This window comes from Microbulbifer maximicatervae (SeqCode) (genome assembly GCF_052466985.1).
Map to the genome: position 1 here is coordinate 1,859,736 of NZ_CP174298.1, position 25,816 is coordinate 1,885,551.

Here is a 25,816-nt window from a genome sequence, read left to right on the forward strand (position 1 = left end):
GTTTATCCGGTAAATCAAAGCAACCACAATACTCCTATCGCAGTCACTACTGCACAGTCACAAACTTACACTAGGGAGTTTCGGTATGGATAACAGTATTCGCATCGGACACATTGCGCTCTCTTTCCACGAGGCCAGCGCCCGGGAAGTCGCCAAGGTTCTTGAGGCTCACGGCCACCAAACCAGCTTCAAGTCCGCCCCCCATGAAGCGGCCTTCGAGCTGCTAAAGAACGGAGAAATCGACCTTTTAACTTCCGCCTGGCTGCCCTCCAGCCACGAGGTCTACCTGAATCCCCTGCTGGACCAGGTCGAAAAAGTGACCGTGCTGTATGAGCCCTACTGCATCTGGGGCGTGCCGGATTATGTGCCCGAAAATTCAATTGCCAGCGTTGATGACCTACTCAGCGAGCCCGCCCTCACCCGTATGGATCGCCTGATCCAGGGAATCAATCCCGGTGCCGGTATTAGCCGCTTTTCCGCTGAAATGATCCAGGCCTATGGCCTCGATAAGGCAGGTTACGAATTCCGACCGGGAGCAGAAGCGGACTGCTTCAACCGTTTTGAAGACGCCGTAGCGCAGGAGCGCTGGGTAGTGATCCCCTTGTGGCACCCGCAATTTCTCCACAACCGCTACACCATCCGCGCACTAAAAGAGCCCAAAGGGCTTCTCGGCACTCAAGATGAAGCAACGCTCGTCGTGCGCAAAGATGCCAAACAGAAAATTGGCAGCGCCGCCCTGGCTGCGCTGTCCCAGCTTTATATCAGCAACAAAAAGCTCAGCGCCTTGGAAGATGCGCTGCGCAAACAAGCCAAAAACTAAAACACCGTAAAATTTAAGGAAGTCGCAATGAAGTCCCCGAAAATACTATTTGCCGCACTGGCTCTTGCAGGTGTTGGCAGCTTAGCCACCAGCGTCACTCACGCAGCTAAAGCGGAGTCCCTGCAAACAGTCACTGAATTCAGCGAATCCCGCGCTGCCGGTGTCACTGTCACCCCCAATGGCCGGGTACTGGTCAGCATGCACCCACTGGATGCGCCAAAACTAAAAGTACTCGAGGTAATGGCCAACGGCTCCAAGCAACCCTTTCCCAATCGAGATTGGGCGGATGGGCCCGAACAGGGTGAAGTGGGCTTTGGATCAGTAATTGGCATTCACTCTGACAGCAAAGGCATCGTCTGGATCTTGGATATGGGCAGTGAAAATACACCTGTCCAACTTGTCGCCTGGGACAGCGTCAATAATAAACTGCACCAACAGATTGAAATCTCCAAGTCCGCATTAGTGGAAAATTCATTTCCGCAGGATTTTGCCCTGGATGAAAAGCGCCAAAAAATCTACATCGCCGATATGTCCTTCGGTAATTTTAACGGAGCGACCAAACCGGCAATTATTGTCGTCGACCTGAAAACCGGACGCTCTCAGCGCGTACTGGAAAGCGCTAATGAATTTATGCCGCCAAAGCAGGATCTCATCATCGGCGGAGTTTTGCTAGCGGCTAAAACTGAAGGTGATACGAATAAAAGCCTGCACTTTGGTCTCAATCCCATTGCCCTGGACGACAAGTCTGAATGGCTCTACTTTGGCAGCCTCAGCGGCGATAAAATCTTCCGCCTTCCTGCGGCGCAGTTGGCGGACACCGATATTTCCGAGAGTAAACTAACCGCACAAATTGAAGAATTTGGCCCCAAAAACCCCAGTGATGGCATTGCAATGGCACCGGAAGGTGGCGTGCTGGTTACCGACCTGCAGAATAACGCCATTGGACTGACCACCCAGGGCAATTACCAAATCCTGTTACAGGACAAACAGCTCTCTTGGCCTGACAGCCTCGCTATTAGCAATGGCTGGGTATATATCACCCAGGATCAGCTTCACCAGCATCCTGCTTTCAGTTCTGGTCTTGGTAATGCCAAGCCACCCTACAAGCTGATGCGCTTCCGCTACACTCCATAAACTCCCTCTCACCGCCAGGAGATAGTTGCCCTGGCGGTTTTTTATTAACGTCGAAATAAATTCACCAGTAAACTCAATACCAAACTAACGATAATCATCGATACAATTGGAAAGTAAAAACGGGTGCGCCCCGACTCCACACGAATATCTCCCGGCAAGCGCCCGAACCAGCTGAATAACCCTGGGGAAAAGTGCAATAGCACCCCAACCAACACTAAAATTATTCCTGCGATAATCAACCAGCGGGACATCTATTCACCTCCCTACAGAGTGATTTAACGCCCTGACAATTACCCTGGCGCACTGCCTGGACATTCCCCAGTGACTACTCTATCTATGCTCAATCCCGAGACAAATCGATAGAGGCCATGTGGTGAAATACCTCCTTAGTGTAGTTGTCACAATCTGCATCTTTTTTAGCACTGCTGCCAATAGCCAGGGTAATCCTTTGATTTCCCGGGGCACTATCCCGCTCGCCGAAGAGGTTACCCTTACTTCAATCGCCGGCCCACTTGAATACCCTTGGGGTATAACGAGCCTGCCTGATGGAAGTTTTCTTATCACCCAGCGCAGCGGACAACTCAGAATTGTAAAAGATGGAAAATTATTGGCGGACTCTATCAAGTTTCCAGCAGAAATCTTGTTTCTTGGCCAAGGGGGCCTACTGGATATCGCTGTGAGCCCCACCTTCCCTCAAGACCAGATGCTCTACTTCAGTTATGCCATTGGCAATATGGACAACAACCGACTTGCCATTGGTCGGGCTAAATGGAATAACGGCAAGTTGGAAAACTTTGAAGAGATATTCAAGTCCGCGCAGGGTAAAAATAACGGCGCACACTTCGGTTCCCGGCTCGCCTTCCTACCTGATAAAACATTGCTGGCTACCGTTGGCGATGGCGGTAATCCCCCACAAGAATTCCTCGATATTTTTGCCCGGGAACAGGCCCAAAACCTACAAACCCACTTCGGCTCTATTATTCGTATTAATGGGGACGGTTCAATTCCCGACGACAACCCATTCAAAAACCAAGCAGATGCCCTGCCGCAAATCTGGAGCTTTGGCCACCGCAACCCCCAAGGATTGGTGATCGATCAACAAAGTGGAGAGATCTGGTCCTCCGAACACGGCCCCGCTGGAGGCGATGAATTGAACCGCCTCAAAGCTGGCAGTAACTATGGCTGGCCAAGGGTCACTTTTGGTCGGGACTACCGGGATGGTTCCAATATAGCCTTCAAAATCGAGGATCCAGAATTTACCTCGCCCGCACTGGCCTGGCTCGATACCCACGCCCCTGGAGGACTGGCCTTCTACACCGGCAATGCCTTCCCCGAATGGAAAGGACGGCTTATTTCCGCCGGATTAGTTAGCGAAGATTTACGGGTCATTCAGATAAAAGATGATGCCGCTATTGGCGAGCTAAGGATACCTATTGGGGAGCGCGTACGCGACGCAGAAGTTGGCCAGGATGGCAGTCTTTACATATTGACCGATGGCCCCAAAGGCCGTTTACTGCGCATAGATCCAGCAAAACAATAACTCGAACTTCAAGATATTCGACTAGTTGGGGCGAGGTTCAAAAGTCGCCCTATAAGGCAAGCTATCTATGCGTTTTTTCCTCCCCCTTTCAGCCACTCTACTTATGGCCACCTCACTGTGTGTTCAGTCCACCACTCTGATTCACAATGTTTCCGGCTACCAAACTACTGATGATCAACTACTTACGTTCGATGCTTTAGCCTTTGATCAAGGCAAGGTACTGGCAACTGGAAGCTATCAACAGCTGGAAAAGCAATTTCCTACAGCCGATAGAATTGATGCGCAGGGTAAAACCCTACTTCCAGGCCTAATTGATGCCCACGGCCATATGCTGGGCCTGGGCCAACTCACCGGGGAATTGGACTTACGCGATCACTCCCTTGCAGAAGCACTCTCAGCCATCAAGAAGTACGCCCGGGATCTGGGGCCCGACGAATGGCTATCGGGCCGTGGCTGGAACCAGGTTACCTGGCCCAACAAAGCTTTCCCAACCCGTAAACAACTAGATAAATTGGAAATCAAGCAGCCAATTTGGTTGCGCCGGGTCGATGGCCACGCAGGTTGGGCCAATTCCAGGGCCCTGGAGTTAGCGGGGATCAACAAGGAAACCCAATCACCAGATGGCGGTGAGATTCTACGGGATGAAAACGGCAACCCGACAGGCATCCTGATCGATAACGCCATGAGCCTGATGTACAAGGCGATACCCGCACCTACTTTAGCCCAGGAGAAAAAGAGTCTACAAAATGCATTTACCACCGCTCTCTCCCTGGGGTTAACCAGTGTGCATGATGCGGGTATCAGCGAACAGACCCTGAACGCCTACCGAGACCTGGCAAATAAGAAAGCCATCCCGTTGCGTATTTACCCCATGCTTTCAGTAGATAGCCACAACTATGCCCAGTTACTTCAGGCGGGGCATATTGGAGAGCCTTCGGACCGGCTGTATATGCGCAGCATTAAACTTTCCGCCGATGGCGCCTTGGGAAGCCGAGGCGCTGCCCTGCTGGAGCCCTACCACGACCGTCCTCAGGAAAAGGGGCTGCTGCTCTACCCGGAAGACAAAATGTTGGCTTTGCTCAAGCTGGCTACCGACAATAACTTCCAGGTTAATGTACATGCAATCGGCGACAGGGCTAACCATATCGTATTGAACCATTTGGAAACCCTAAACAAGGCAGAGAGCCAGGCTGGCTATCGTCATCGCGTGGAGCACGCCCAGGTTATTGAGGTGGAAGATATTCCGCGCTTCGCCCGGCTCAACCTGATTGCCTCCATGCAGCCCACTCACGCTACCAGCGATAAGAATATGGCCGGCGACCGCCTGGGGAATGAGCGACTGATCGGCGCCTACGCTTGGCAGACGCTGCTGGAACAAGGCACTCCCATCGCCGCAGGCTCCGACTTCCCAGTAGAACCAGCAAACCCGCTTTTCGGTCTACACGCCGCAGTTACCCGCCGCGACCGCCAGGGAGCCCCCAGTAAAGGATGGCGCACAGAAGAAGCTATGACCCTGGAGCAAGCCCTGCGCGCCTTTACCCTGGATGCAGCCTATGCCAGCCATCAGGAGAAAGTCATCGGCAACCTTGAAGCCGGGAAGTTCGCCGATTTTATTTTGCTGGATAAAGATATTTTTACGATAGCTCCCCAGGAGATCTGGAAGGTACAAGTTCTGGAGACCTGGGTTGAAGGAGAACAGGTCTACCGTAAACCCCTTTAGCCAGTCACTAACCTTCACTTTTCCCGCACTTCAAACCGCGAATACCGGCGAAAATCGGTATTCGCAGAAACAACGACCGCCCCATAATTCACCAAGAGCCTTGTATTGCGGTATTGCTATACTACTTTTTGTGAATACAAGAAAACCTTATTGATAAAGCGCATATAGGTTAATGCCTGAAAGAGAAACAAATAGACCGCGCTATGAAATACATCCAAATACCCGTAAGCGATGCACCTTTATATCTTCTACTCGAAGCAGATCCCTCTAAGAAGAAAATAGACAGCTATTTACCTGAATCCTGGTGTTTCGCAGCAATTGATGCTGGCGCTGTGGAAGGTATATGCGTAGTAAAAGAAATTGATACCGCAATCGCTGAGATTTTCAATATCTCAGTTTCTCCTGAGATGCGGCAGCAAGGCATTGGATCAAAACTGTTAAAGTTCTCTCTATCAGAGCTCACCAACAGGGGGGTTCACAGAGTTGAATTGAGCACCGGCACATTTGGTTACCAACTAACTTTTTACCAACGCCATGGGTTCAGGGTTGAAACCGTCATTAAAGATTATTTCTTGCATAATTACGATCAGCCCATTGTTGAAGATGGGGTACAGCACAAAGATGCCTTAAGGCTACTATTAGAAATTACAAGACGTACAAAAATCAACAAAACTAAAACATAACAAATCTTTCGACTAAGATTTATCAGTCAAATTGGTACATTCTTACTTTCTAAAGAAGATCCCCACTCACATCTTCACCAAGGTCAAAGCCCCAATATTGAATTTTTCCAGGAAAGCTTAATTGTCGCAATTGTCCTGAAATTATTAAAATAATGTCAATCTAAACTATCACTCTAACTTGATAATTTTGAAAATAACTGAGATTATCTTTTAGTAATCTAGACTATTGAGAGATTACAGAAAACCCACCTCATATAACGATTATCGAGCATACGGAATATGCAAGCACTAAGAAAATTCTTAAATGGATTATTTTTTGGGTTAGGATTTAGCATAGTATGCCTTGGCACCGCTACTCCATTGAGTGCTTTCGCCGCAGAGAGAAAATCTTCTCTTTGGAAAATGGGTATTAATAAACGTATAGAAACCGCAACAGCAATCATTGCCACCGAATTTAAAGAGGGAGAAAATGGCTATTTGACGGAAATAGTCTCAGAAGTACTTAAATTGGACGATGGTGTCGATTTATATTTTAAAGTGGGTGATGTGTACAATGAAAAAATAGAAAATGAGGCCGGCATTCGAAGAAATAAAATTAGCGGGCAAATCATATTTATGGCTGGCAACCCTGCTAAGATGGTGATAGCTGGCTCCTATGCAGGTGATAAAATTGGTGGCATGTCGGGCCTCCCTATCAAGGTTCTCAAACAGAAAATAGAAGCGGAGCGCAATTAATCTGTAGAAATTTAGCTCTGTCTTATGGATCGATACTCACAGCATAAGCTCAGCAGAGATTCACAACCACATCTAATAATCACATAAGGGCAATATTAACGGGCCAGCATATCGATCGTGTATCCGCCCCTCCGGTGACGATCTAGATGGCTCTAGTTAAAACCACTTTACTCCCCTGTCAAGGTAATCCTTTCCAAGTTGAATACTAGCGTTAGGCTCCAAGTCGATGCATATGCGATCGGCGACGGAGCTAACCTTACCACCTCGATATAACCTACCCATGTTACTAGTAATAGTATCGCCCCACTATTGAAGGCGAAGTCCAACACAAAGACATGTTGCGACTCTTACTAGATCTAACAAGTAGACGGTAGTAAAGCTATCGGCGGTGTAATAACTACCCTAAATAATAAACGTGCGCCTTTCAATCATCACTCTGCACACCGAGCTCCAAGTCGTCGTAAAGCCATTCAGCTATAAGTGAAAATTTCCTTTCACCTAATCTAACTTTACCTGCCAAACATCGACATTAAACCATCCACCTTGAATACTGTATTTATAAACAGTAAACTTAAAGCAACCTAAAAAGAACCAAAGGAATGCTATGCCAGTAAAGCATGAATGGCGAAAAAAAGAAAAATCTCTCTATATCCCTAAAACTCTACCTGAAGTTATCGATATTCCTAAACTCAATTACATCACTATTCATGGAGAGGGCAGCCCTGCCGAGGAGGCATTCACAAACTGTATCGGCACTCTATATTCCTTGGCTTATGCGATCAAGATGCTTCCCAAAAAAACGGATGAGAAGCCGAGGGGGTACTTTGATTTTACAGTCTACCCATTAGAGGGAGTCTGGGACATCAATGAAAAAGCCAAAGAGAGTTATTCTGGGGAGATCAAAAAAGAAGATTTAATCTATAAGCTGATGATACGTCAGCCTGATTTTGTCGAGCTACCCTTTTTCAAGGAAATACTTAACTACATTAAGAACAAAAAACCAAATCCACTACTGAATCAAGTTAACTTTGAGACTATTTTAGAGGGGAAGTGTGTACAAATGCTCCACTTAGGGAGATTTGAGGATGAGCCTATCAGCTTTGAGAAAATGGAAGCCTTTGCTAAAGATCAGGGCTTAAATCGCCTATCCAAGGTACACAAGGAAATTTATCTTTCAGACACAAGAAAAATTGCACCGGAAAAATTGAAAACCGTATTAAGGTTTCGGGTTAGCTAAATAATGGCTTATTTTCACCCCCACAGCCAACTTTTATCGTCAGATCCCCCCAGTATCCCAAACCCTATTTTAGTACCAGCTATACACTAACTATTATCAAGAAACCCTCCAATTATGAAAGCCATTTATTAAGTTATACATCGGGAATATATTCAAGGTGATTATGTTTCCAGCTAAGTTAATTAGCGCCTGCGGCTAAACAAGTAAAAGAACTTCACAGAGGGTGAGATCAGAAACCAGCTGAAATACTCACAGACCAAGTTAAACCAATAAAAAAAGCCGCACCCAAGGATGCGGCTTTTTCGTCACGGGAACTATTGCTAATTAGTCCTTAACAGCTACAGTGCTTGCTTTCTTTTCAGGGATCGGGAAGCCACGATCGCGCATTAATGCTTCGATATTGGCATCGCGACCACGGAAAGAGCGGTAAGCGTCTGCCGGGTCCAACGCATTGCGAGGAGCGAACAAGTATTTCACCAGTCTCGCCGCCACTTCCTTATCGTAGAAGCCGCCTTTGGACTCGGCGAAAGCCTCAGAGGCATCGGAGGTCAGCACGTCGGCCCACATGTAGCCGTAGTAGCTGGCCGCATAGCCTTCACCGGAGAAGATATGACCAAAATGAGGAGAGCGGTGGCGCATCACCAGTTCATCCGGCATACCCAGCTTCTTCAAAGTTTCACGTTCAAACTTGTCTGGATCGATACCTTCAGGATCAGCAGTGTGGAATTTCATATCCACCAGTGCAGATGCCAGGTACTCAGTAGTGGCAAAACCTGAATTGAACTTAGCCGCCTTCTTGATCTTCTTCACCAGATCCGCGGGAATCGGCTCACCAGTTTTGTAGTGCACCAGGTAATTGTCGATAACCGCATCGGTAGACAACCAGCGCTCCAGCAGCTGAGACTGGAACTCGGTGTAGTCACGCACACCGCCATTTAAGGTCGGGTAAGTAACGTTGGATGCGAGGAAGTGCAGCGCATGGCCAAACTCGTGGAAGAAAGTCTCTGCATCGTCCCAGCTTACCAGCACAGGCTCACCGGGAGCGCCCTTGATAAAGTTGGAATTGTTGGAAGAGAGGACGTTCTTCTTACCATCGAAAGTGGAGTGATCGCGGTACATGGTTGCCCAGGCTCCAGAACGCTTACCTGCACGAGCAAATGGGTCCAGGTACCAGAGGCCGATATGATCGCCGCTCGTCTTATCGGTAACCTCCCAGACCTTAACATCTTCATGGAATACCGGTACTGAGCCTTCCTTCACTGGAGTAAACTCAAAATTGAACAACTCACCAGCCACATAGAACATGGCTTCACGCAGGTTATCCAGCTGCAAGTACTGTTTAACTTCATCGGAGTTCAGGTCGTACTTGGCCTTGCGAACTTTTTCTGCGTAGTAGCGGTAATCCCAGGGCTCAATAGTGATATTGGCTTTCTCGGCATCAGCCACAGCCTGCATGTCAGCCACTTCTTCCTTCACGCGACCAACTGCCGCCGGCCAAACCGCTTCCATCAACTCCATGGCGCGCTCAGGTGATTTGGCCATACGATCACGCAGACGCCACTGGGCGTAGTTGTCGAACCCTTGCAGGCCAACACGTTCGTCGCGCAGCTTCAGGATTTCAGCGATGATAGCGTTGTTATCGTGCTCATCACCATTGTCACCACGGCTGTAGTAATTGGTCCAAATCTGCTTACGCAGCTCGCGATTGTCAGAGTAAGTCAGGAAGGGGTCCATGGAGGAACGGGTATTGGTAATCGCGTATTTACCTTTTTCTCCCTTCTCTTCCGCCAGAGCCGCCGCAGCAGCGACAAAGGAATCCGGCAGGCCGCCCAGCTGATCTTTAGTCAGGAAGATGTCGTAGCCTTCCTCATCAGCCAGTACATTATTGGAGAACTTTGTATAGAGTTCCGCCAAGCGCTTATTGATTTCTGCATAGCGCTCTTTCTTTTCCCCTTCAAGGGTGGCGCCATTAGTTGCGAACTGGGTATATACCAACTCGACTACGCGCTTCTGCTCAGCGTCCAGATCCATCGATTCACGCTGATCATAGATAGACTTGATACGCTTAAAGAGGGCCTTGTTCTGGTAAATCTTGGACTCGTAGTCAGCCCACAGAGGTGCCAGTTCGCGCTGAACCTCTCGGAATTCCGGGGAGGACATATTACCGGCCCAGATTCCATAATAAGAAGATGCACGACCCAACTCTGCACCACTGCGCTCCATCGGAACGAAAGTGTTGGCGAAAGTAGGCTTGGCAGGATCGGCGGCTATGGCGTCCAGCTCTGCCAGATTCATCTCAATACCCTTCTCAATTGCGGGCTTGAGATCTTCAAGATTCATCTTGTCAAACGCAGGAACACCACCAAAAGGACCTGTCCACTCCGCCAATAGCATGTTGCTGGCGTGCTCAGGACTTACAGCCATGGACTTCTCGGCATTCACGGTATCTTTGACCACCTCAGCCTGTTGTGTCTTTTCACCACAACCGCCCACTACCGCAAGAGCTGCGGCCACGGATAGTGCGATCATTGTTTGACGCATCGGTATCTCCTCTAGGATAGAGCTTTGTAATAGTTTTAAGAGCGGGAGTTTAACCCCAGTTGGCCTATGCCCGCCAATACTACCGCCATTCTCAGCCAAGGCTGCGACAGAGTGAAAGAAATACACGACGACTTCCTTCGACTTTGACCATATGGTCTAGACGCTCCTGCTGCCCACACTTCGGCCGCTTAATGGTCCTTTTCTAAAGTAACCAAATCAGTAAATTCGACCCAAATACCCTACCCGGTCAAAGTCAGCGTATTTCCGTCACCGCCGGAATCTCACTTAAAACTCAACATAAATAAAGCCTTCAGCAGCCAGCTAATACAACTCCACACCTTTGTTTACTTTTGAAAATAAAAGTGCGCTGTCTTGCAGCTAAAACTGGGCCTTTAAATCAGAGGAGTTTTGGAGCAGCAATCAAAATTTCACTTACAACACTAAACGACCTATAAAGCCGCACCTAAACTCAACACAAACAAACACATTTAAATATATTTAGAAAAACCTATTCCCATTCATAATTAGATGGAAACTTTTCTTCTACTCAAAAAATCCTCTTCAACATAAAAGTCACGATTACTGGAAATATTTCCCCATAAGAAAATGCAATGAGTGACAACCCACAAAACCATCAGAATATTTACCATATATATCAATGAAATTCGGAAATAAAGCTGGAGGCGCCAAATAAAATCACCTTCTTTATGCAATTTTTTATAATTATTTCCATTAAAAAATACTATCAAAACTTCAAAACAATATTTATCTAATCAAGACAAGTCGGGCAATATTTAAACGAAAAGCAGGTGCCCTTTTTCAGGCACAAATAACAAGCCCGGAAATCCGGATTTTTATTTTATTAACCCACTCATTCAACTGATTAAAAGTTAGGGACAGACTCATGCAAAAGAAATCCATTTTATCACTTAGCACAGCTATAGCAGTCTTATCAATGGGTATTGCCACAGGCTCTCAAGCTCAGGCAGTTAGCTGTGGAGACGTAATAACCACACCGACCACTCTCGACAGCGATTTAGTGTGCACTATTGCTGATGAATTTTCTGTCGCAATAGCAATTGAAGGACCATCTGGCAGCCTTTCAATGGGAGACTACAGCTTAACCTGCTCTACCAATGAATTTGGCACTGGTATTATTTTGTTGGAGAGTGGCGCCAGGCTTAGCGGGGGCAGTGTAATCGGTTGCGGCGATGCAGTGACAGTTGGTGGAGATGGAAGTCATTTTGTTACCGGTGTCACGATTACTGATTTTGGCGATGATGCTGTATATATAGAAAGTAACGGTAACGTAGTTAGCAATATGCATATTGTCGGTGATGGTACAGATTCCGATGAGGGAATTGATATCCAAGGGGATAATAATCTCGTCAATAACAATATCATTGAATTTGCGGGTGATGAAGGTATCGAAGTTGCAGGAGATAGAAACACCGTAACCTCTAATGAGGTTTACTACTCCGATAACGATGGCATTGAGATTGATGGTACCTATGCAAACGTCACCAATAATATATCTGCCTTCAATGGTAGTAGCGGCATCGAAATTGATAGTGACAATGGCACTATCTCGCAAAATGTAGTTGCAAACAATACAGAAGGGGGGATTGACCTGGACCAAGGAGATAGTAACGTTATCGCCAACAACAATGTTGATGATAATGGAACTTATGGAATATTCATCTTAGACGATGAACCCACCAACAATACGATTTCTGGAAACTTCTCTGAGGGCCAAACCTACGACTTATTTGATGCGGTTGACCTTGACTGCACTGGTAGCAATACCTGGCAGAACAATACATTTACCACTTCTGACCCTTCCTGCTTAGATTAAATGCTTGAAGAAATTTTTAAGCAATTAATTTAAGAGCGAATAAATAGTTAACCCCCTTACCAACCCACTTTAAACTTTAAGGCGATTCTCTTTCCCAAAAAGAGGATCGCTATTTAATTAAAATATTGCACATCCGCAACCATTAACAAATAGTTTTACAGTCGACATTAGCAGACAACTCAAACCCGCCTCAACAAAAAGAGACTATATCCGACAGATCAAAAGATACAGACACCTGAGATTACCCCGCCAAATACTCTTAATGAAAAATATCTACACTTGTTAAATCTGTTAAAAGGAGTTAAACATGTTGTACCCCAACCATTACCTTAAAATTCTATCCGCAGCGCTACTTTCTTTAGGTTCCTCTCTATCACCAAGCATTAATGCTGTAGAATGCGGCGACATTATAACAGAGCCCGCAACATTAACAGAAGATCTAACCTGCTCAATCAACGACCCAAATAGCGCAGCCCTTACTATTCAAGGACCAAGTGGCAGCCTATATATGGCAGGGTTTTCACTTACTTGCTCCGGACTGGATCAGTCAAACGGTATAGTCCTTACAGGCTCATCCGGTGAGCTATCCACTGGCACAATTAACGGCTGTAACGACGCAGTTGTGCTGTCAGAAAGTGGGTTTCATACCGTATACGGCATCAACATATTACTTCCACTCGATGATGGCATTGTTGTAAGCAGTAACGGCAATACTGTTATTGGGAACTTCACATTAGGCGATGGAAGTGATTCAGATGATGGCATTGACATTAACGGTAATTACAACTTTATCTCTCAAAATATTATTGAGCTTTCAGGCGACGAGGGTATGGAAGTAGATGGTATTGCCAATACAATAATAGATAATACTATTACCGGCTCGGATAGTGATGGGGTCGAATTAGACGGAGACTTTTCTATTTTTATATCCAATACCATCCTAGGCAATGACAATACAGGCATTGAAATTGAAGGAAGCTCATGTACTGTATCAAACAATACAGTAACCGGTAACGGATCTTCAGGGATCACATTACAAAGTTCAGCATCCAACAATAACATCACTCAAAACAACAGCAATGACAATGGAGCTTATGGTATTTTTGTAACCAGCATGAACGCCACCGGTAATAGCATAGTTTTTAATACTGCAACAGGAAATGGGCTATTCGATCTTATCGACTTATTCGAAGATAGTGACTGTAGCGTTAACAGTAATCTGTGGTCAGGCAACACCTTTTCGACTTCCGACCCAAGCTGCCTTGAATAACTAAATAATGATGAAGCTCGGGGTTGTTATTTCTAATACCCATCCTGTTATTTAGGGTAACAACCCCAACTGGGAGACAAGTTTTTAAAGGAAGACTGCAACACCACAATCAATTGTGCGACCATCCAAATTAAGAAACACCAATGACAACCGCATCCATCTCGACCTCCACCAACCAGTCGGGATCAATAAAACCTTTGACCTCCACAACAGTGCATGCAGGCCGAATATCCGAGAAAAACTCTCCATGTGCTCTCGCAGCTTCTTCCCAGCACCTAATATCAACCAACATTATACGCGTTCTTATCACGTCAGACAGGTTTCCACCAGCCTCCTTCAGCGCAGTAACGGCAATATCCAGACAAAGCTTCGTCTGACCACGAACATCACCAATAAAGGCCGCTTTTCCATCCAATATAGGCGCCGTGCCAGAAACGGCGACTTGATTTCCTATTCTACAGGCCCGGGAAAAGCCTATAGGTTCCTCGAGATATGAGCCTGAACTCACCAACTTTCTCATTTCAATCTACCCTGAAACCTTACGTGTAAATATGGCAAGTTTATTCCCATCCAAATCCCTAAAATATGCACCGTAAAAAGAGCCTGAATTTCTATAACCCGGATTACCTTCTGACACTCCCCCAAGCTTAAGGGCTAGGGAGTAAATTTTATCAACGTTTTTCATACTCCCAACATCCAGGGCCAGCATAGTGCCATTACCAAAGCTTGCGGCCTGCCTATCGTACGGCACAGTAATTGCCAGCTTTGTCAGAGAGCCCTTAAACTGCAAAAAAATACTGAATCAGAACGATAGGCCTCCTCAGCAGATAAAATCTCGAAAACCTGCGAATAAAACTGGCTTGCCCTGTATAGATCGTTAGTACCAAGTGTGATGTGAGAGATCATACTTTATTTTTACTCAGTAAAAATCTGAGCCGCTGTCTCGAAGACCAAACGAAAGCAAACATCTAAATAGTATTTACATTTAATCAACTCAGGAAGCTAGAAGACTTTCTGCGCCGGAGGTGATGCAACTTTTAAAGCAGCGCAGTTCAACCTCTATTTTTCCCAGATCCAAGTGGGCACTCCTCATATTGGCATAACTGGTGATCTGGGCCGAACTCAAAACGCTCCTTGATGCTCAATAAATAGTCCAACAAAGCCGAGACTCGCTTTGGCTTGTTGACTCCGGTCCGATAGACCAAGTAGATAGGCATATAGATCGCATGCCATTCTGGAAAGATACGAATCAGCTCCTGTCTCTCCAACTCACAGATCATGCTATTGACAGGAATTTGAGCGATACCCACTCCCCCTGCGGCAGCTCTTTTAGCCATTTCCGGGTTATCGCAATGAAAATTACTGCGCACCTCGATTGATTCTGCTGAACTTTCGGATACCAAACTCCAAATGGCAGACTCCTGGGCCACGCCAGCAGTAATACAATTGTGCTGACGAAGGTCATTCGGTGATTCAGGTATCCCGTGCTCCCTTAAATAGTCTGGGCTTGCAACCAATACCTGGGTCGTATACCCAACCTCTTTTGCTACCAAGCGGTCATCTGCAATTTGCCCAACACGAATTGCCAGGTCTATCCCCTGAATAAAAAGGTCATCAAAAGCGTTGGAGAGCTCCAGGGATACCTGGGCTTTAGGCCACTGCTGCAAAAATGGGGGAAGGATATACTGGGCCAAATAACTTCCCATGGCTGGAGGTGCTGAAATACGCAAAAGGCCCTGAACCTGCTGCTCTATTTCCCGCACATCTTCACGTAAAGACTTGAACTCCTCTACCAATAGAGAAGCGCGACGCAGAGTAACTTTACCTGCATCAGTAATCTCAATTTTCCTGGTAGATCGCTCCAACAGCTTGGCCTGTAACTGCTCTTCCAACTTCGATATGGCCTTGCTCACCGTAGATTTGGGTAATCCCAGCTCTTCGGCGCAGTGAGTCAGACTCATCAGTCTACAAGTGGTCACAAAGATAGATAAAGTTCGGAAGTCTATAGTTTCCAAATCGCGAACAATCAATTTCCAAACGCCTTATTGTTTCAAATTACCCAAGAGAATAGTCTGTGCGCCATCGATAGACAACTGCATTTAGCGACAACATTTAAGGTGAGCAAGATGACTGCGACACAAGACTTGTTTTCAAGCATCCAATTAGGTGATGTAAAACTGACTAACCGTGCCGTGATGGCCCCCCTGACCCGCTCTAGAGCTGAAAACCATGTACCTACCCCTTTAATGGCTGAGTACTATGCACAGAGGGCAGGCGCCGGCCTGATTATTGCCGAGGCAACCATGGTAGCCGAGGGAACCTCGGCCTTTATCTCTGAACCAGGCATATACTCCCAGGAGCAGATTGAAGGCTGGAGACGAGTCACTGATGCCGTGCACGAGAGAGGCGGCAAAATATTTCTGCAACTTTGGCATGGCGGACGAGCCAGTCACCCAGACCTCAATAATGGTGCAACGCCTGTAGCCGCAAGCCCAGTCGCCATTGATGATACCGTCCATACACCGGATGGAAAAAAGCCATACACCACCCCACGATCTCTTGAGATAGAGGAAGTCCCAGGAATTATTGCAGCTTTTAAGCAGGGAGCTATCAATGCTAGAGATGCTGGTTTCGACGGGGTAGAAGTTCACGGTGCGAACGGCTATCTACTGGATAATTTTTTGCGGGATGGCTCAAACTTAAGAACAGATGAATACGGTGGGGCGCTGGAGAATCGTGCACGCCTACTCTTCGAAGTTCTGGAGGCCGTCATCGGGGTTTGGGGCTCAGGCAAGGTCGGATTGAGAACATCCCCCCTGAACGGATTTAATAGCATGCGAGACAGCGACCCTATCGGACATACCCGCTGGCTCGCCGATAAGCTTAATGAGTACAACCTGGCATACTGGCACCTGATGCGAGCGGATTTCCTGGGTGAGCAACTTGGAGATGTATTAACCCCAGCCAGGGAGCAATACAAGGGCAACTTAATTGGTAATATGGGTTATGGGCGAGATGAGGCCAATGAGGCCATTGGTCTGCAACAGGTGGATGCAGTGGCCTTTGGTGTTCCATTCCTGGCCAACCCGGATCTACTTGAACGGTTTAAGGCGGGGGCCAGCTTGAATGAAGCAGACCCGGGCACTTTCTACACAGGCGGTGCAAACGGTTATACCAATTATCCCACCATGTCCTGATCTCTTCGTATTTGCAGATAGGTCGCCTTAAGCGGGCGACCCACCCTCCTCACTCAGATTGGCTACCGCCACAGGTCGGATCTTTATATTACTTATCAATGAGACCAACACAAAACTGAGCAACATTAACAAGTACCACGAGCTGAGCTTCGCCAGAGATACCATTTGCCATTCATGGGATTGATTAGGATAAATCCATATATTTGCAAAAGTAGCAATGTTTTCAGCAAACCAAATAAACAGTGCTACCAGCAACCACCCCAAAAGAAGCGGCATAGAGCGATGCTTTTCAACGACCTTGAAGTAAATATTGGTTCGATAAAACATTAACACTGTTCCCGCTAGTAATGCCCAGCGGAAATCCCAGATATAGTGATGTGTAAAGAAGTTGGCATAGATAAGCACAACCAGAACAACTGTCAGCAATTTTGATGGATAGTGAGAATATTCAAATTCAAAAATTCGCCACACTCGAGCAATATAACTGCCCACTGCGCTATACATGAATCCTGTAAACAGTGGCACATTACCAATCCCAAAGAAATACTCTTCCGGGTAACTCCATGAGCCAATAGCGTCAGATGTCTTAAATATCTCCATGACGGTCGCAACGACATGAAATACGACAATAACTATTGACTCCCTGAATGTTTCCAGTTTTGTCGCTAGAAGAAAGACCTGAAAGGCTATAGCAGCCAAAAAGATAAAGTCATACCGGTGAATCGATTCCAGTGGATACCAATAGTTGGTAACAATCATAATTCCCAGCAAGAAGCCACCAAAAATACAGGCATAAGCCTGCCTCAAGCCAAACAACCAGAACTCACGAATATATCGTTTCAAATCCGCACTTGATAACACTGCAAACAACACCTAAGAGGAAAATTTCTGTGGCTTCAAGCCTACCGATTCCAATACCTTTCTATCTTTAGAAAAAACTATCTGACATTTATGTTTTTAAATCCAAACTCTTTACTCCCGGCCTTAAAGCCGAGATTCAAGATTTCAGTATAGTTCTCAGGGACTTCAAAAAACACGATTTCCAGCTCGGCCTCAGAACCGCGGGGAAGCTCCAGATTTACCATTCCCCTCACTTCCTGCCCACCCCTAAATGCCTCATACTCCTTGAAGACAGCGCCATCTTTCATAATCAGGCGCCAGGAGGAAAGCCTTACTTTCTGCCGACTTCTCCGATTAGTCACTGTCATACGGCACTGCACTGTACCGCCCTGTCTTACACAATTATTGTGATGAATCTCAACCCCTTGCAGGTAAACAACACCACCTTCAGAAGTCGTTTTTGGAAGACCTGCAACAAAATCCGGACTGTGATACTCCTTCCCCAGAATAAAAAATGAAAAACAAGAAATCGAATAAGCCAAAACCACAACCACACCAAATAGGTAGCGATTTTTTAAGTAGCTCCAAATACATAGAGATAGTGAAGTGCACACAATCACAATAGCCATAAAGGCTACAAAATACTCAGGGCGCCATATGCCGTATAGGTAAATCATGGGCTCAGGAAATAGATACTGGGTAAGTGCCCATAACACTGCTACTAATGCCGACAATACGCCCAATATTTTTGCAGCAAAAAACTTCCTGCGACTGACTGAGTAATGTCCCTTTACCATATCTGTCATTTTGCTTTATCCCTATACAACCAGCGTCAAGCTGGTTAGCCAGCACTGCTGACAAGTCACTTAAGCTTCAAGTCAGCGCAAAATGGTACATGATACAGATTTAAAGACCGAAATCGATTACACCTTATTTCTAAACCTATCTTGGCATAATCGATCAAAATTTAAGCGCCACACTCTTCAACAAGCTTGTAGCGCCCTTCTTGGAATTTGAACATGACTTAATTATATTGAAAATATAGTCATACTAGTTATAGTGAGGAGAAAAGTCAGGGAATTCACCAGAAAGGGAATGGCGGGAAGCCAAACCCTTTGTCAATAAAGAACTCGATCTACTGAGCCCCTACCGCACTCTGGTAGTCCATATATGCAGGTAATGCGACTGCAGCAAGAATACCCAAAATAGGAATTATCAACAAACAAACACCCCAAACAGACCACCTTTTCTGGACAGAATTAAAATGCTCAAGGCTTTCCCATTGCTTATTTTTCCAGGCGAGTTCGCGCCCCTTAATTCCCAGGTAAATAGCAACAATTAACCCTATATAAGGAATAAAAGCCAGCAAACCGATATAGCTTTTGTTAAATATAGCCCATATCCAATTTAAGAGAAAAGCACCCCAACTCCAACCTTTAACTCCCTCTGGAATAACGTCGCTTTTCTGTCCAGAATTATTAACAGCATCAGTACTCACATCCGAGGTTGGTGCCACATACGGATTGGTCATAACTTCCCCCAACTTTCACTTTATAAATAGAATAAATACAGCAAGGTAAAATCACCCAAATAAAGGAGGGAGACAGCCTCTCATCAGATTATTCAAGGCCCCTGCACAGGCCATGAATTCTAATTGGCGGGTATTAACAGCGCAATAGCTCATCCCGATAAATGCGAGTCAGCGCACGCACAACTAGCTAATATAGCAGCCTCCAAGAATAGCTTGTCAAACAGAAACTAATCATCGCTACTGCAAGAACTGCCACTCGAACTACTGCCAGAATTACTATCGTACCAACCATCATCCTCATCGCTACTGGAGGAACCGAACCATCGTGCCATCAAACCTATACCAAATACGACTAGCATTATCGCGTAAACATCGATTTCTACTGTAATTCCCCGGTAAATACCAAGGCCAACAAGACATAACCCCAACAAAAACTCGATAGTTCGCACCATTACCCCACCCTACAATTTTACTTTTACAAAAATTGACAGAATAAACTATCAAATATTATCAACAATGTCGTTTAAGGGATATCCATCCCCTAATCTAATAAATGAGGTGGCTTTAATTGATACTTAAATACTTTCAGTCGAAGTAAAACCTGGAGAATGTTCAGCTTGAATAACTTAACTGTAACAGGAGCAGCTCCTCACATACAGTCTGACAAATATAGAATACTGATTTAGAGGGAGTTTCAGTCGAGAGAAATGAAAACCTCTTATTCGAGCCAAAGGCTCAAGATAAGAGGTTTTACATTCAGAATTTCTTAATTAAAGAGAACAGCCAATTAAGCGATTCGACCAGCGCGCAACCATTCAGAAACACAAAACGCCAGTTCTAACACCTGATCGGCATTTAGTCGCGGATCGCATTGGGTGCGGTAGCAACTGGCGAGGTCTGCTTCAGAAATTTTCCAAGCTCCACCGGTGCACTCAGTGACATGTTGCCCGGTCATTTCCAGATGGATACCGCCGGGATGGCTTCCCTCGGCCCAGTGTACCGAGAAAAAGTCGCGTATTTCCCGCAGGATTTTTTCAAAATCGCGAGTTTTATAGCCGTTACCCGCTTTAACGGTATTGCCATGCATGGGATCAGTGCTCCATACCACCGAGCGCCCCTCCGCTTGAATGGCGCGCACCAATGCAGGCAATTTTTCTCCCAAAGTATCGGCGCCCATACGGGTAATCAGTGTAAGGCGACCTGCATCGTTCTCGGGGTTGAGCTTATCGATCAAACGCAGCAGCTCATCCGGTTGCATCTTTGGACCAACTTTCACCCCAATCGGGTTGCAAACACCGGAGAGAAACTCCACATGGGCGCCATCCAGTTGCCGAGTGCGTTCACCAATCCACAGCATATGTGCGGAGCAGTCATACCATTTGCCAGTAAGGCTATCGGTTCGTGTCAGTGCCTGCTCGTATTCAAGCAATAGCGCCTCATGAGAGGTGTAGAGTGAAGTCTCACGAATTGCGGGAGAGTTCTCTGATGTAACACCACATACCGCCATAAACTCTAAAGCCTCCTGAAGGCGTTCCGCCAGCTGGGCATATTTTTCCCGCTGAGGGTTATTTTTCAGGAAGCTGAGATTCCATTTGTGCACCTGATGCAGATCGGCCAACCCCCCCTGGGCGAAAGCTCGCAGTAGGTTCAGGGTGGCAGCCGATTGATTATAAGCAGTTACCATCCGCTGTGGATCAGGTATGCGCGCTTCAGCGGTAAAATCAATGCCGTTGATAATATCGCCACGGTAGCTGGGCAGCTCTACTCCGTTCACTGTCTCGGTATTTGCTGAACGGGGTTTGGCATATTGGCCGGCCATTCTCGCAACTTTCACCACCGGCAGGTTACCGGCAAAGGTGAGCACGACAGCCATCTGCAACAATACCTTGAAAGTATCGCGAATGCGGTTTGCATTAAAATCGGCAAAAGATTCAGCACAATCACCGCCCTGCAAAAGGAAGGCTTTCCCCTCGGCAACCTGAGCCAGCTGACGGCGCAGCTCGCGAGCCTCTGCCGCAAAAACCAGGGGCGGATGACCAGAGAGCTGTTTAGCCACCTGGGCAACATCTTCGGCAGACGTGTATTGGGGCTGTTGATGTGCGGTGAAGTTTCGCCAGCTCTGGGGGGTCCAAATTTGGGTGGGGGATTCGGGCACTGGAACTCCTAGCTCAACTTCCATCTTTCACTCTTACTTCTAAAGGATAAATCTTAAGGGTGAGCATATTGCTCACCCCCAAATGTGCCGAATTTACAGCACGCTGGCAACAGCCTTACAGAAGTATTCCATATTATTGGAACTCAGGCCGGCAATACTGATGCGACTCGAGCCCACCATATAAATGGAATAGTCCTTTTGCAGCTGTTGTACCTGTTCGGGATTGATACCCAGGAATGAGAACATCCCTTTCTGCTGGCGGATAAAGCCAAACTCGCCGGCAGCACCCGCTGCGGCGAGCCCTTCTACCAATCCAGCACGCAAACCGTTAATACGCTCGCGCATTTCGGTCAGCTCAGCTTCCCAGTTCGCTTTCAGTCCCGCATCAGTAAGAATAGATTCTACAATGGCAGCACCGTGGGAAGGTGGCATGGAATAGTTGCCACGAATAGCGCTCAGCATCTGGCTATGGCCTTTATCGGCGGCTTCGCCATTCGCATAAATCACCATAGCCAGGCCGACACGCTCGCGATAGAGGCCAAAATTTTTCGAGCAGGAAGCTGCAACCAGCATTTCTGGAACAGATTCAGCCATCAAGCGCAGGCCGTAGGCATCATCTTCCAGGCTCTCGCCAAAGCCCTGATAGGCCATATCGATAAACGGCGTGAAGCCCTGCTTTTGCGCCATCTCCGCCAACACTTTCCACTGCTCACGGGACAGATCCGCACCACAGGGGTTATGACAGCAGGCGTGGAAAAGAACAACGTCGCCCTCACCCACATCTTTCAGGGTCTCGACCATTTTGTCGAACTGCAAACTGCTGGTAGCGCGGTCGTAGTAGGGGTAGCTCTTGATTTGCAAGCCCGCATTACCCAGAAGCGGCACATGGTTAGCCCAAGTGGGGTCACTCACCCACACGGTTGCCCCAGCTTTGGCGCGATTAATCAATTCCGCCAGAACTCTTAAAGCACCACATCCACCGGGAGTTTGAGCTGAGCGAACGCGACCGCCCACCAACGCGGGGTGCCCGGCACCCAGTACCAGCTCCTGCATGGCGGTGTTGAAACCCGGAGTTCCGGCCGGGCCGATATAGGCCTTGGTTTCCTCACCCTGTAATAAGCGGGTTTCGGCTTCCTTGACGGCTTGCAAGACAGCGGTATGGCCTGCCTCATCTTTATAGACGCCCACACCGAGATCAATTTTGCTGGGGTTTTCATCCGCGCGGTAGCTGGCCAAAAGGCCCAAAATCGGATCTGGCGGAAGGCTGTTTAAATGCTCAAACATCTGAAAACTCCTCTTAGTTATCTCATTTATTCATCAACGAGGCCGCGCTCAGACCATTCCTTCGCGCGCACCATTAACTTATCAATAATGCTATCCAGTTGTTCCCGCTCCTCAGTGGATAGGGATGCCATCAAGTCATTCTCGTACTGATGGGCCAGCGGCACTATGCGAGCATAAATATCACGCCCCAGCTCTGACAGGTTCAGCACTTGCCGGCGCCGGTCACCGGGATCTTCACTGCGTGTAATGTAGTCATTCTTTAACAGGGAAGAGACGGCCCGACTGATTGCCACCTTGTCCATCGCCGTCTGCTCAACCAGCTCGGCGGCGGATAAATCGGGAAAACGACCCAGAATTGCCATAACCCGCCAAGCGGGAATGGTGAGGTGGAAGCGCGCACCATAAGCTTGCGCAATAGCATTACTCACTCGGTTGGAAAGTACCGAGAGGCGGTAGGGTAAGAACTTTTCGAGGCGCAGCTCGTCGTTCTCAACAACGGTGGGTCGCGTGTTTTGTTCGATTGTCATAGCTGCCCTCAAACCTGCCTGCTCGGGTGTCCCGGTTGTACCTGATACTCAATTTAACTAACATTGGTTTCAATTGTAACCACTATCGGCACAAATACTTTCTGGAAAAGTTACCGGGCCATACGAAAAAATGGCCGGACAGTATAGGTTTTTTTGCGCCATATTTGCGAACTAATTGGGTCTATGGCGCAAGAAATTTGCGTGTAAGTGGCGCTGAGATGCTCAATTTTTCGCCACACCTTCGAACCATCCGCACAGAAGCGAGGCCACGCCATGAAACAGTGGATCAGCTTTCCGCGAACGGAAGGAAATACAAGTCGCCAAGCCCATGCAGATTTCCCACCCAACAGCTTTGAAAGGGAAATGGGCAAAGAGGGTTTTTTTGGGCCCTGCACCCACTTCTACCATCGTCATCCCCCCACCGGCTGGAGCCAGTTCGAAGGTCCACTGCGTCCCCACGCTTTTGATGCCACGCAAATGAAACACAAAGGAACAAGCCCATGGGATCAAAAGCCGATCCTGCGAAACCAGGATAGCCAGGTCGCCCTCTGGACCTGCCGGGAGCCTATGGATCATCTGGTGCGCAACGCTGACGGCGATCAACTCCTGTTTATACACAATGGGAGCGGCGACTTGTTCTGTGATTTCGGCCATCTCTCTATTCGCGATGGCGACTATATCCTGCTGCCCCGCGGCACCTTATGGCGCCTGACGCCGACAGAGGATGAGCCGCTGGAACTATTGATGGTAGAGGCGATAGGTAGCCATTTTCAGCTCCCCGAAAAAGGCATCCTTGGCCCCAATGCAATTTTTGACCAGGCGATGCTGGATGTGCCTCGTATAGATAAAGCCTTTCTCGATCAACAGGGCGATGATGAGTGGCGGGTTGTAGTTAAAGCCCGGCAACAGCTGTCGACCATTACCTACCCCTTCAACCCACTGGACGCCTGTGGTTGGACTGGGGACAACCTGACCGTTCGTATCAACTGGCGCGATATACGCCCGCTGATGAGCCACCGCTACCATCTACCCCCTTCGGCTCATACCACCTTTGTCGCACAAGGTTTTGTTGTAGCGACTTTTGTACCTCGCCCGATTGAGAGTGACCCGGGCGCACTCAAAGTCCCCTTCTTTCACAACAATGATGACTTTGATGAACTCATCTTCTATCACCGCGGTGACTTCTTTAGCCGCGACAATATTCATCCGGGGATGCTTACCCTCCACCCCATGGGATTCACCCACGGCCCCCACCCCAAGGCATTTGCTACCGGGGCCCGGCATGCGCGCAAGGAAACCGATGAAGTTGCTGTAATGATCGACAGCCGCACCCCCTGGGATATTCTCCCGGATGCCCATGCCGTGGAGCTAACAGATTATGTAAACTCCTGGAAGCCAAAGTGAATACAGCGCATCCAGACAACACCAAAAAAGGCTGACATTCAAACAGCCAAACGCCAAAACAAAGAAAAGGAAAGAGAATGGACCTTTACGGATACTTTCGCTCATCCGCCAGCTACCGAGTGCGTATCGGGCTCAATTTGAAAGGCCTGGAATACGAGTATCACCCGGTAAACCTGCTCAAGGGAGATCAGCACGGAGACGACTACCGCACGTTGAATCCACACGGGCTACTGCCAACCCTGAATGATGGCGAAACCAGTCTCACCCAATCCCTCGCCATTTTGGAATGGCTGGATGAAACCCACCCAGAACCAGCGCTACTTCCAAAAGCGCCTGAGGCCCGCGCACATATCCGCGCGCTCGCGCAAAGTATTGCCAGCGATATTCAACCTATACAGAACCTCAGGGTTCTGCAGTACCTCCAGGCTGAACTCAAAGTCAGTGATGAGCAAAAAATTCAATGGATTCAGCACTGGATACACCTGGGCTTCTCCGCGCTGGAGAAGCAATTAAGACCCTCGCCTTTCGCCGCTGGAGACAATCCAGGGTTGTTCGAGTGTTGCTTACTCCCGCAAGTATACAGTGCGGAACGCTTTGGCCTGGATATGACCCAGTACCCCAAAATCCAGAAAATCACAGACGCTTGCAATGAACTGCCGGCCTTTATTAAGGCCCACCCTTCAGAACAGCCAGACTGTATTGTGTAGTACCCTTTTATGGATGCCCGGTCGCATCGGGCATCCTACATACACTCGAAAATTTCACTACTTGCCACATTTCATTGCCTGTGGTTAATATCTCTATCCAAACTTGAAAATAACTCGAATAATAATATTCCCCACTGCTGTAGCTAATCAGCCGAGGTCATCAATATGAACTCCCAAGACCAGATCTCCCCCAAAGAAAAAGAAGTCATTAAGCATGTCAAGAAGCTGAAGAGCTTTTACCAACACCTAATCACCTATTTATTAGTTATCTCGGGACTAGTAATTGCCAACTTAATACTCGCCCCCGGATACTTATGGTCACTCTGGGCGGCATTTGGCTGGGGTATAGGGCTCACCTCCCATGCAATTAGCACCTTCAATTTATTTAATTTCTTTGGTGAAGATTGGGAGAGAAAGCAGATAGATAAGAGAATGGGGCGTAAATAGCAATAAATCGTGCGCGATGGAGCATCGCCAAATACAAGCATATGCTTTAGATGTTAGAGTACTTTCCTTAAAGTACTCTTCTCCTAGCCTCTCACTGTCAACGCAAAAATTCCAAACACTTGCCTACTTACGAACAATTACCTGTAATCTAAATAAAAATCTACGCATACCAAGCCGTTTGAAAAAAAC

At 47.4% G+C, this 25,816-nt stretch carries 25 protein-coding genes; 13 read left to right on the top strand and 12 right to left on the bottom strand.

What is annotated here, in order from left to right; translation table 11 throughout:
• Positions 1 to 85: 85 nt before the first annotated feature.
• Positions 86 to 820, top strand: a complete 735-nt coding sequence (locus ACJJI3_RS08015) for a glycine betaine ABC transporter substrate-binding protein (protein WP_444942094.1) — start codon at positions 86 to 88, stop codon at positions 818 to 820.
• A 27-nt stretch (positions 821 to 847) separates the two neighbouring features.
• Positions 848 to 1,954, top strand: coding sequence for an L-dopachrome tautomerase-related protein (locus tag ACJJI3_RS08020; protein ID WP_444942095.1), 1,107 nt, complete (start codon positions 848 to 850; stop codon positions 1,952 to 1,954).
• A gap of 44 nt (positions 1,955 to 1,998) precedes the next feature.
• Here the strand turns inward: ACJJI3_RS08020 and ACJJI3_RS08025 are convergent, their stop codons facing one another.
• A complete protein-coding gene (locus ACJJI3_RS08025; protein ID WP_282933328.1) occupies positions 1,999 to 2,205 on the bottom strand; it encodes a DUF2905 domain-containing protein in 207 nt (68 codons plus the stop codon).
• Between the two features lie 122 nt (positions 2,206 to 2,327).
• Between ACJJI3_RS08025 and ACJJI3_RS08030 the strand changes: the two genes are divergently transcribed.
• From ACJJI3_RS08030 to ACJJI3_RS08050, 5 genes are all read left to right on the top strand, one after another.
• Positions 2,328 to 3,494: a PQQ-dependent sugar dehydrogenase gene (locus ACJJI3_RS08030; RefSeq protein WP_444942096.1), complete on the top strand. Its 1,167-nt coding sequence runs from the start codon at positions 2,328 to 2,330 to the stop codon at positions 3,492 to 3,494.
• Between the two features lie 67 nt (positions 3,495 to 3,561).
• The gene (locus ACJJI3_RS08035) at positions 3,562 to 5,214 is read left to right on the top strand and encodes an amidohydrolase (protein ID WP_444942097.1); all 1,653 of its coding nucleotides are present in this window, start codon (positions 3,562 to 3,564) and stop codon (positions 5,212 to 5,214) included.
• Between the two features lie 203 nt (positions 5,215 to 5,417).
• Positions 5,418 to 5,897, top strand: a complete 480-nt coding sequence (locus tag ACJJI3_RS08040) for a GNAT family N-acetyltransferase (RefSeq protein ID WP_444942098.1) — start codon at positions 5,418 to 5,420, stop codon at positions 5,895 to 5,897.
• A 279-nt stretch (positions 5,898 to 6,176) separates the two neighbouring features.
• Positions 6,177 to 6,632 carry a hypothetical protein gene (locus tag ACJJI3_RS08045; RefSeq protein WP_444942099.1) on the top strand — a complete coding sequence of 152 codons (456 nt, stop codon included), beginning with the start codon at positions 6,177 to 6,179 and terminating at the stop codon, positions 6,630 to 6,632.
• Positions 6,633 to 7,236: 604 nt separating this feature from the next.
• Positions 7,237 to 7,869 carry a GyrI-like domain-containing protein gene (locus tag ACJJI3_RS08050; protein ID WP_444942100.1) on the top strand — a complete coding sequence of 211 codons (633 nt, stop codon included), beginning with the start codon at positions 7,237 to 7,239 and terminating at the stop codon, positions 7,867 to 7,869.
• Positions 7,870 to 8,193: 324 nt separating this feature from the next.
• Here ACJJI3_RS08050 and ACJJI3_RS08055 read toward each other — a convergent pair whose 3' ends face one another.
• The gene (locus tag ACJJI3_RS08055) at positions 8,194 to 10,410 is read right to left on the bottom strand and encodes a M3 family metallopeptidase (RefSeq protein ID WP_444942101.1); all 2,217 of its coding nucleotides are present in this window, start codon (positions 10,408 to 10,410) and stop codon (positions 8,194 to 8,196) included.
• Between the two features lie 904 nt (positions 10,411 to 11,314).
• Between ACJJI3_RS08055 and ACJJI3_RS08060 the strand changes: the two genes are divergently transcribed.
• Entirely contained in the window at positions 11,315 to 12,265 is a 951-nt protein-coding gene (locus ACJJI3_RS08060; protein WP_444942102.1) for a right-handed parallel beta-helix repeat-containing protein, read from the top strand.
• 307 nt (positions 12,266 to 12,572) lie between these two features.
• On the top strand, positions 12,573 to 13,535 hold the full coding sequence (locus tag ACJJI3_RS08065) for a right-handed parallel beta-helix repeat-containing protein (RefSeq protein WP_444942103.1): 963 nt from the start codon (positions 12,573 to 12,575) through the stop codon (positions 13,533 to 13,535).
• A gap of 130 nt (positions 13,536 to 13,665) precedes the next feature.
• Here ACJJI3_RS08065 and ACJJI3_RS08070 read toward each other — a convergent pair whose 3' ends face one another.
• From ACJJI3_RS08070 to ACJJI3_RS08080, 3 genes are all read right to left on the bottom strand, one after another.
• Entirely contained in the window at positions 13,666 to 14,043 is a 378-nt protein-coding gene (locus tag ACJJI3_RS08070) for a RidA family protein (protein ID WP_444942104.1), read from the bottom strand.
• An 18-nt stretch (positions 14,044 to 14,061) separates the two neighbouring features.
• Positions 14,062 to 14,220, bottom strand: a complete 159-nt coding sequence (locus ACJJI3_RS08075; RefSeq protein ID WP_444942105.1) for a VOC family protein — start codon at positions 14,218 to 14,220, stop codon at positions 14,062 to 14,064.
• A 367-nt stretch (positions 14,221 to 14,587) separates the two neighbouring features.
• Positions 14,588 to 15,565, bottom strand: coding sequence for a LysR family transcriptional regulator (locus tag ACJJI3_RS08080; protein ID WP_444942106.1), 978 nt, complete (start codon positions 15,563 to 15,565; stop codon positions 14,588 to 14,590).
• A gap of 96 nt (positions 15,566 to 15,661) precedes the next feature.
• Here ACJJI3_RS08080 and ACJJI3_RS08085 point away from each other — a divergent pair, with 96 nt between their 5' ends.
• On the top strand, positions 15,662 to 16,732 hold the full coding sequence (locus tag ACJJI3_RS08085; RefSeq protein ID WP_444942107.1) for an alkene reductase: 1,071 nt from the start codon (positions 15,662 to 15,664) through the stop codon (positions 16,730 to 16,732).
• Between the two features lie 27 nt (positions 16,733 to 16,759).
• On the opposite strand, the gene ACJJI3_RS08090 is transcribed toward ACJJI3_RS08085, so the two are convergent.
• From ACJJI3_RS08090 to ACJJI3_RS08120, 7 genes are all read right to left on the bottom strand, one after another.
• Positions 16,760 to 17,575 (bottom strand): DUF817 domain-containing protein, encoded by an 816-nt coding sequence (locus ACJJI3_RS08090; RefSeq protein ID WP_444942108.1) that lies wholly within the window; start codon positions 17,573 to 17,575, stop codon positions 16,760 to 16,762.
• 95 nt (positions 17,576 to 17,670) lie between these two features.
• Positions 17,671 to 18,378: a hypothetical protein gene (locus ACJJI3_RS08095; protein WP_444942109.1), complete on the bottom strand. Its 708-nt coding sequence runs from the start codon at positions 18,376 to 18,378 to the stop codon at positions 17,671 to 17,673.
• Between the two features lie 329 nt (positions 18,379 to 18,707).
• The gene (locus ACJJI3_RS08100) at positions 18,708 to 19,115 is read right to left on the bottom strand and encodes a hypothetical protein (RefSeq protein ID WP_444942110.1); all 408 of its coding nucleotides are present in this window, start codon (positions 19,113 to 19,115) and stop codon (positions 18,708 to 18,710) included.
• Between the two features lie 215 nt (positions 19,116 to 19,330).
• Positions 19,331 to 19,555: a hypothetical protein gene (locus ACJJI3_RS08105; protein ID WP_444912692.1), complete on the bottom strand. Its 225-nt coding sequence runs from the start codon at positions 19,553 to 19,555 to the stop codon at positions 19,331 to 19,333.
• A gap of 335 nt (positions 19,556 to 19,890) precedes the next feature.
• Positions 19,891 to 21,282 (bottom strand): class II 3-deoxy-7-phosphoheptulonate synthase, encoded by a 1,392-nt coding sequence (locus ACJJI3_RS08110; protein WP_444896762.1) that lies wholly within the window; start codon positions 21,280 to 21,282, stop codon positions 19,891 to 19,893.
• Positions 21,283 to 21,351: 69 nt separating this feature from the next.
• The gene (locus ACJJI3_RS08115) at positions 21,352 to 22,542 is read right to left on the bottom strand and encodes an amino acid aminotransferase (protein WP_444942111.1); all 1,191 of its coding nucleotides are present in this window, start codon (positions 22,540 to 22,542) and stop codon (positions 21,352 to 21,354) included.
• Between the two features lie 26 nt (positions 22,543 to 22,568).
• Positions 22,569 to 23,069: a MarR family winged helix-turn-helix transcriptional regulator gene (locus ACJJI3_RS08120; protein WP_282933355.1), complete on the bottom strand. Its 501-nt coding sequence runs from the start codon at positions 23,067 to 23,069 to the stop codon at positions 22,569 to 22,571.
• A 273-nt stretch (positions 23,070 to 23,342) separates the two neighbouring features.
• Between ACJJI3_RS08120 and ACJJI3_RS08125 the strand changes: the two genes are divergently transcribed.
• The 3 genes from ACJJI3_RS08125 to ACJJI3_RS08135 all read left to right on the top strand — a co-directional run bounded on the left by ACJJI3_RS08125 (position 23,343) and on the right by ACJJI3_RS08135 (position 25,627).
• On the top strand, positions 23,343 to 24,473 hold the full coding sequence (locus ACJJI3_RS08125) for a homogentisate 1,2-dioxygenase (RefSeq protein WP_282933356.1): 1,131 nt from the start codon (positions 23,343 to 23,345) through the stop codon (positions 24,471 to 24,473).
• Between the two features lie 77 nt (positions 24,474 to 24,550).
• Positions 24,551 to 25,180 (top strand): maleylacetoacetate isomerase, encoded by a 630-nt coding sequence (gene maiA, locus ACJJI3_RS08130; RefSeq protein WP_444927426.1) that lies wholly within the window; start codon positions 24,551 to 24,553, stop codon positions 25,178 to 25,180.
• Positions 25,181 to 25,345: 165 nt separating this feature from the next.
• Complete coding sequence (locus ACJJI3_RS08135; protein ID WP_444942112.1) at positions 25,346 to 25,627, top strand: 2TM domain-containing protein; 282 nt, start codon at positions 25,346 to 25,348, stop codon at positions 25,625 to 25,627.
• The last annotated feature ends 189 nt before the right edge of the window (positions 25,628 to 25,816 follow it).

Bases quoted from the DNA above. Each gene is read 5' to 3' on its own strand.
- ACJJI3_RS08015 (WP_444942094.1), top strand. From the start codon at position 86: ATGGATAACAGTATTCGCATCGGACACATTGCGCTCTCTTTCCACGAG.
- ACJJI3_RS08020 (WP_444942095.1), top strand. From the start codon at position 848: ATGAAGTCCCCGAAAATACTATTTGCCGCACTGGCTCTTGCAGGTGTT.
- ACJJI3_RS08025 (WP_282933328.1), bottom strand. From the start codon at position 2,205: ATGTCCCGCTGGTTGATTATCGCAGGAATAATTTTAGTGTTGGTTGGG.
- ACJJI3_RS08035 (WP_444942097.1), top strand. From the start codon at position 3,562: ATGCGTTTTTTCCTCCCCCTTTCAGCCACTCTACTTATGGCCACCTCA.
- ACJJI3_RS08040 (WP_444942098.1), top strand. From the start codon at position 5,418: ATGAAATACATCCAAATACCCGTAAGCGATGCACCTTTATATCTTCTA.
- ACJJI3_RS08045 (WP_444942099.1), top strand. From the start codon at position 6,177: ATGCAAGCACTAAGAAAATTCTTAAATGGATTATTTTTTGGGTTAGGA.
- ACJJI3_RS08050 (WP_444942100.1), top strand. From the start codon at position 7,237: ATGCCAGTAAAGCATGAATGGCGAAAAAAAGAAAAATCTCTCTATATC.
- ACJJI3_RS08055 (WP_444942101.1), bottom strand. From the start codon at position 10,410: ATGCGTCAAACAATGATCGCACTATCCGTGGCCGCAGCTCTTGCGGTA.
- ACJJI3_RS08060 (WP_444942102.1), top strand. From the start codon at position 11,315: ATGCAAAAGAAATCCATTTTATCACTTAGCACAGCTATAGCAGTCTTA.
- ACJJI3_RS08065 (WP_444942103.1), top strand. From the start codon at position 12,573: ATGTTGTACCCCAACCATTACCTTAAAATTCTATCCGCAGCGCTACTT.
- ACJJI3_RS08075 (WP_444942105.1), bottom strand. From the start codon at position 14,220: ATGAAAAACGTTGATAAAATTTACTCCCTAGCCCTTAAGCTTGGGGGA.
- ACJJI3_RS08085 (WP_444942107.1), top strand. From the start codon at position 15,662: ATGACTGCGACACAAGACTTGTTTTCAAGCATCCAATTAGGTGATGTA.
- ACJJI3_RS08095 (WP_444942109.1), bottom strand. From the start codon at position 18,378: ATGACAGATATGGTAAAGGGACATTACTCAGTCAGTCGCAGGAAGTTT.
- ACJJI3_RS08105 (WP_444912692.1), bottom strand. From the start codon at position 19,555: ATGGTGCGAACTATCGAGTTTTTGTTGGGGTTATGTCTTGTTGGCCTT.
- ACJJI3_RS08110 (WP_444896762.1), bottom strand. From the start codon at position 21,282: ATGGAAGTTGAGCTAGGAGTTCCAGTGCCCGAATCCCCCACCCAAATT.
- ACJJI3_RS08115 (WP_444942111.1), bottom strand. From the start codon at position 22,542: ATGTTTGAGCATTTAAACAGCCTTCCGCCAGATCCGATTTTGGGCCTT.
- ACJJI3_RS08120 (WP_282933355.1), bottom strand. From the start codon at position 23,069: ATGACAATCGAACAAAACACGCGACCCACCGTTGTTGAGAACGACGAG.
- ACJJI3_RS08125 (WP_282933356.1), top strand. From the start codon at position 23,343: ATGAAACAGTGGATCAGCTTTCCGCGAACGGAAGGAAATACAAGTCGC.
- maiA (WP_444927426.1), top strand. From the start codon at position 24,551: ATGGACCTTTACGGATACTTTCGCTCATCCGCCAGCTACCGAGTGCGT.
- ACJJI3_RS08135 (WP_444942112.1), top strand. From the start codon at position 25,346: ATGAACTCCCAAGACCAGATCTCCCCCAAAGAAAAAGAAGTCATTAAG.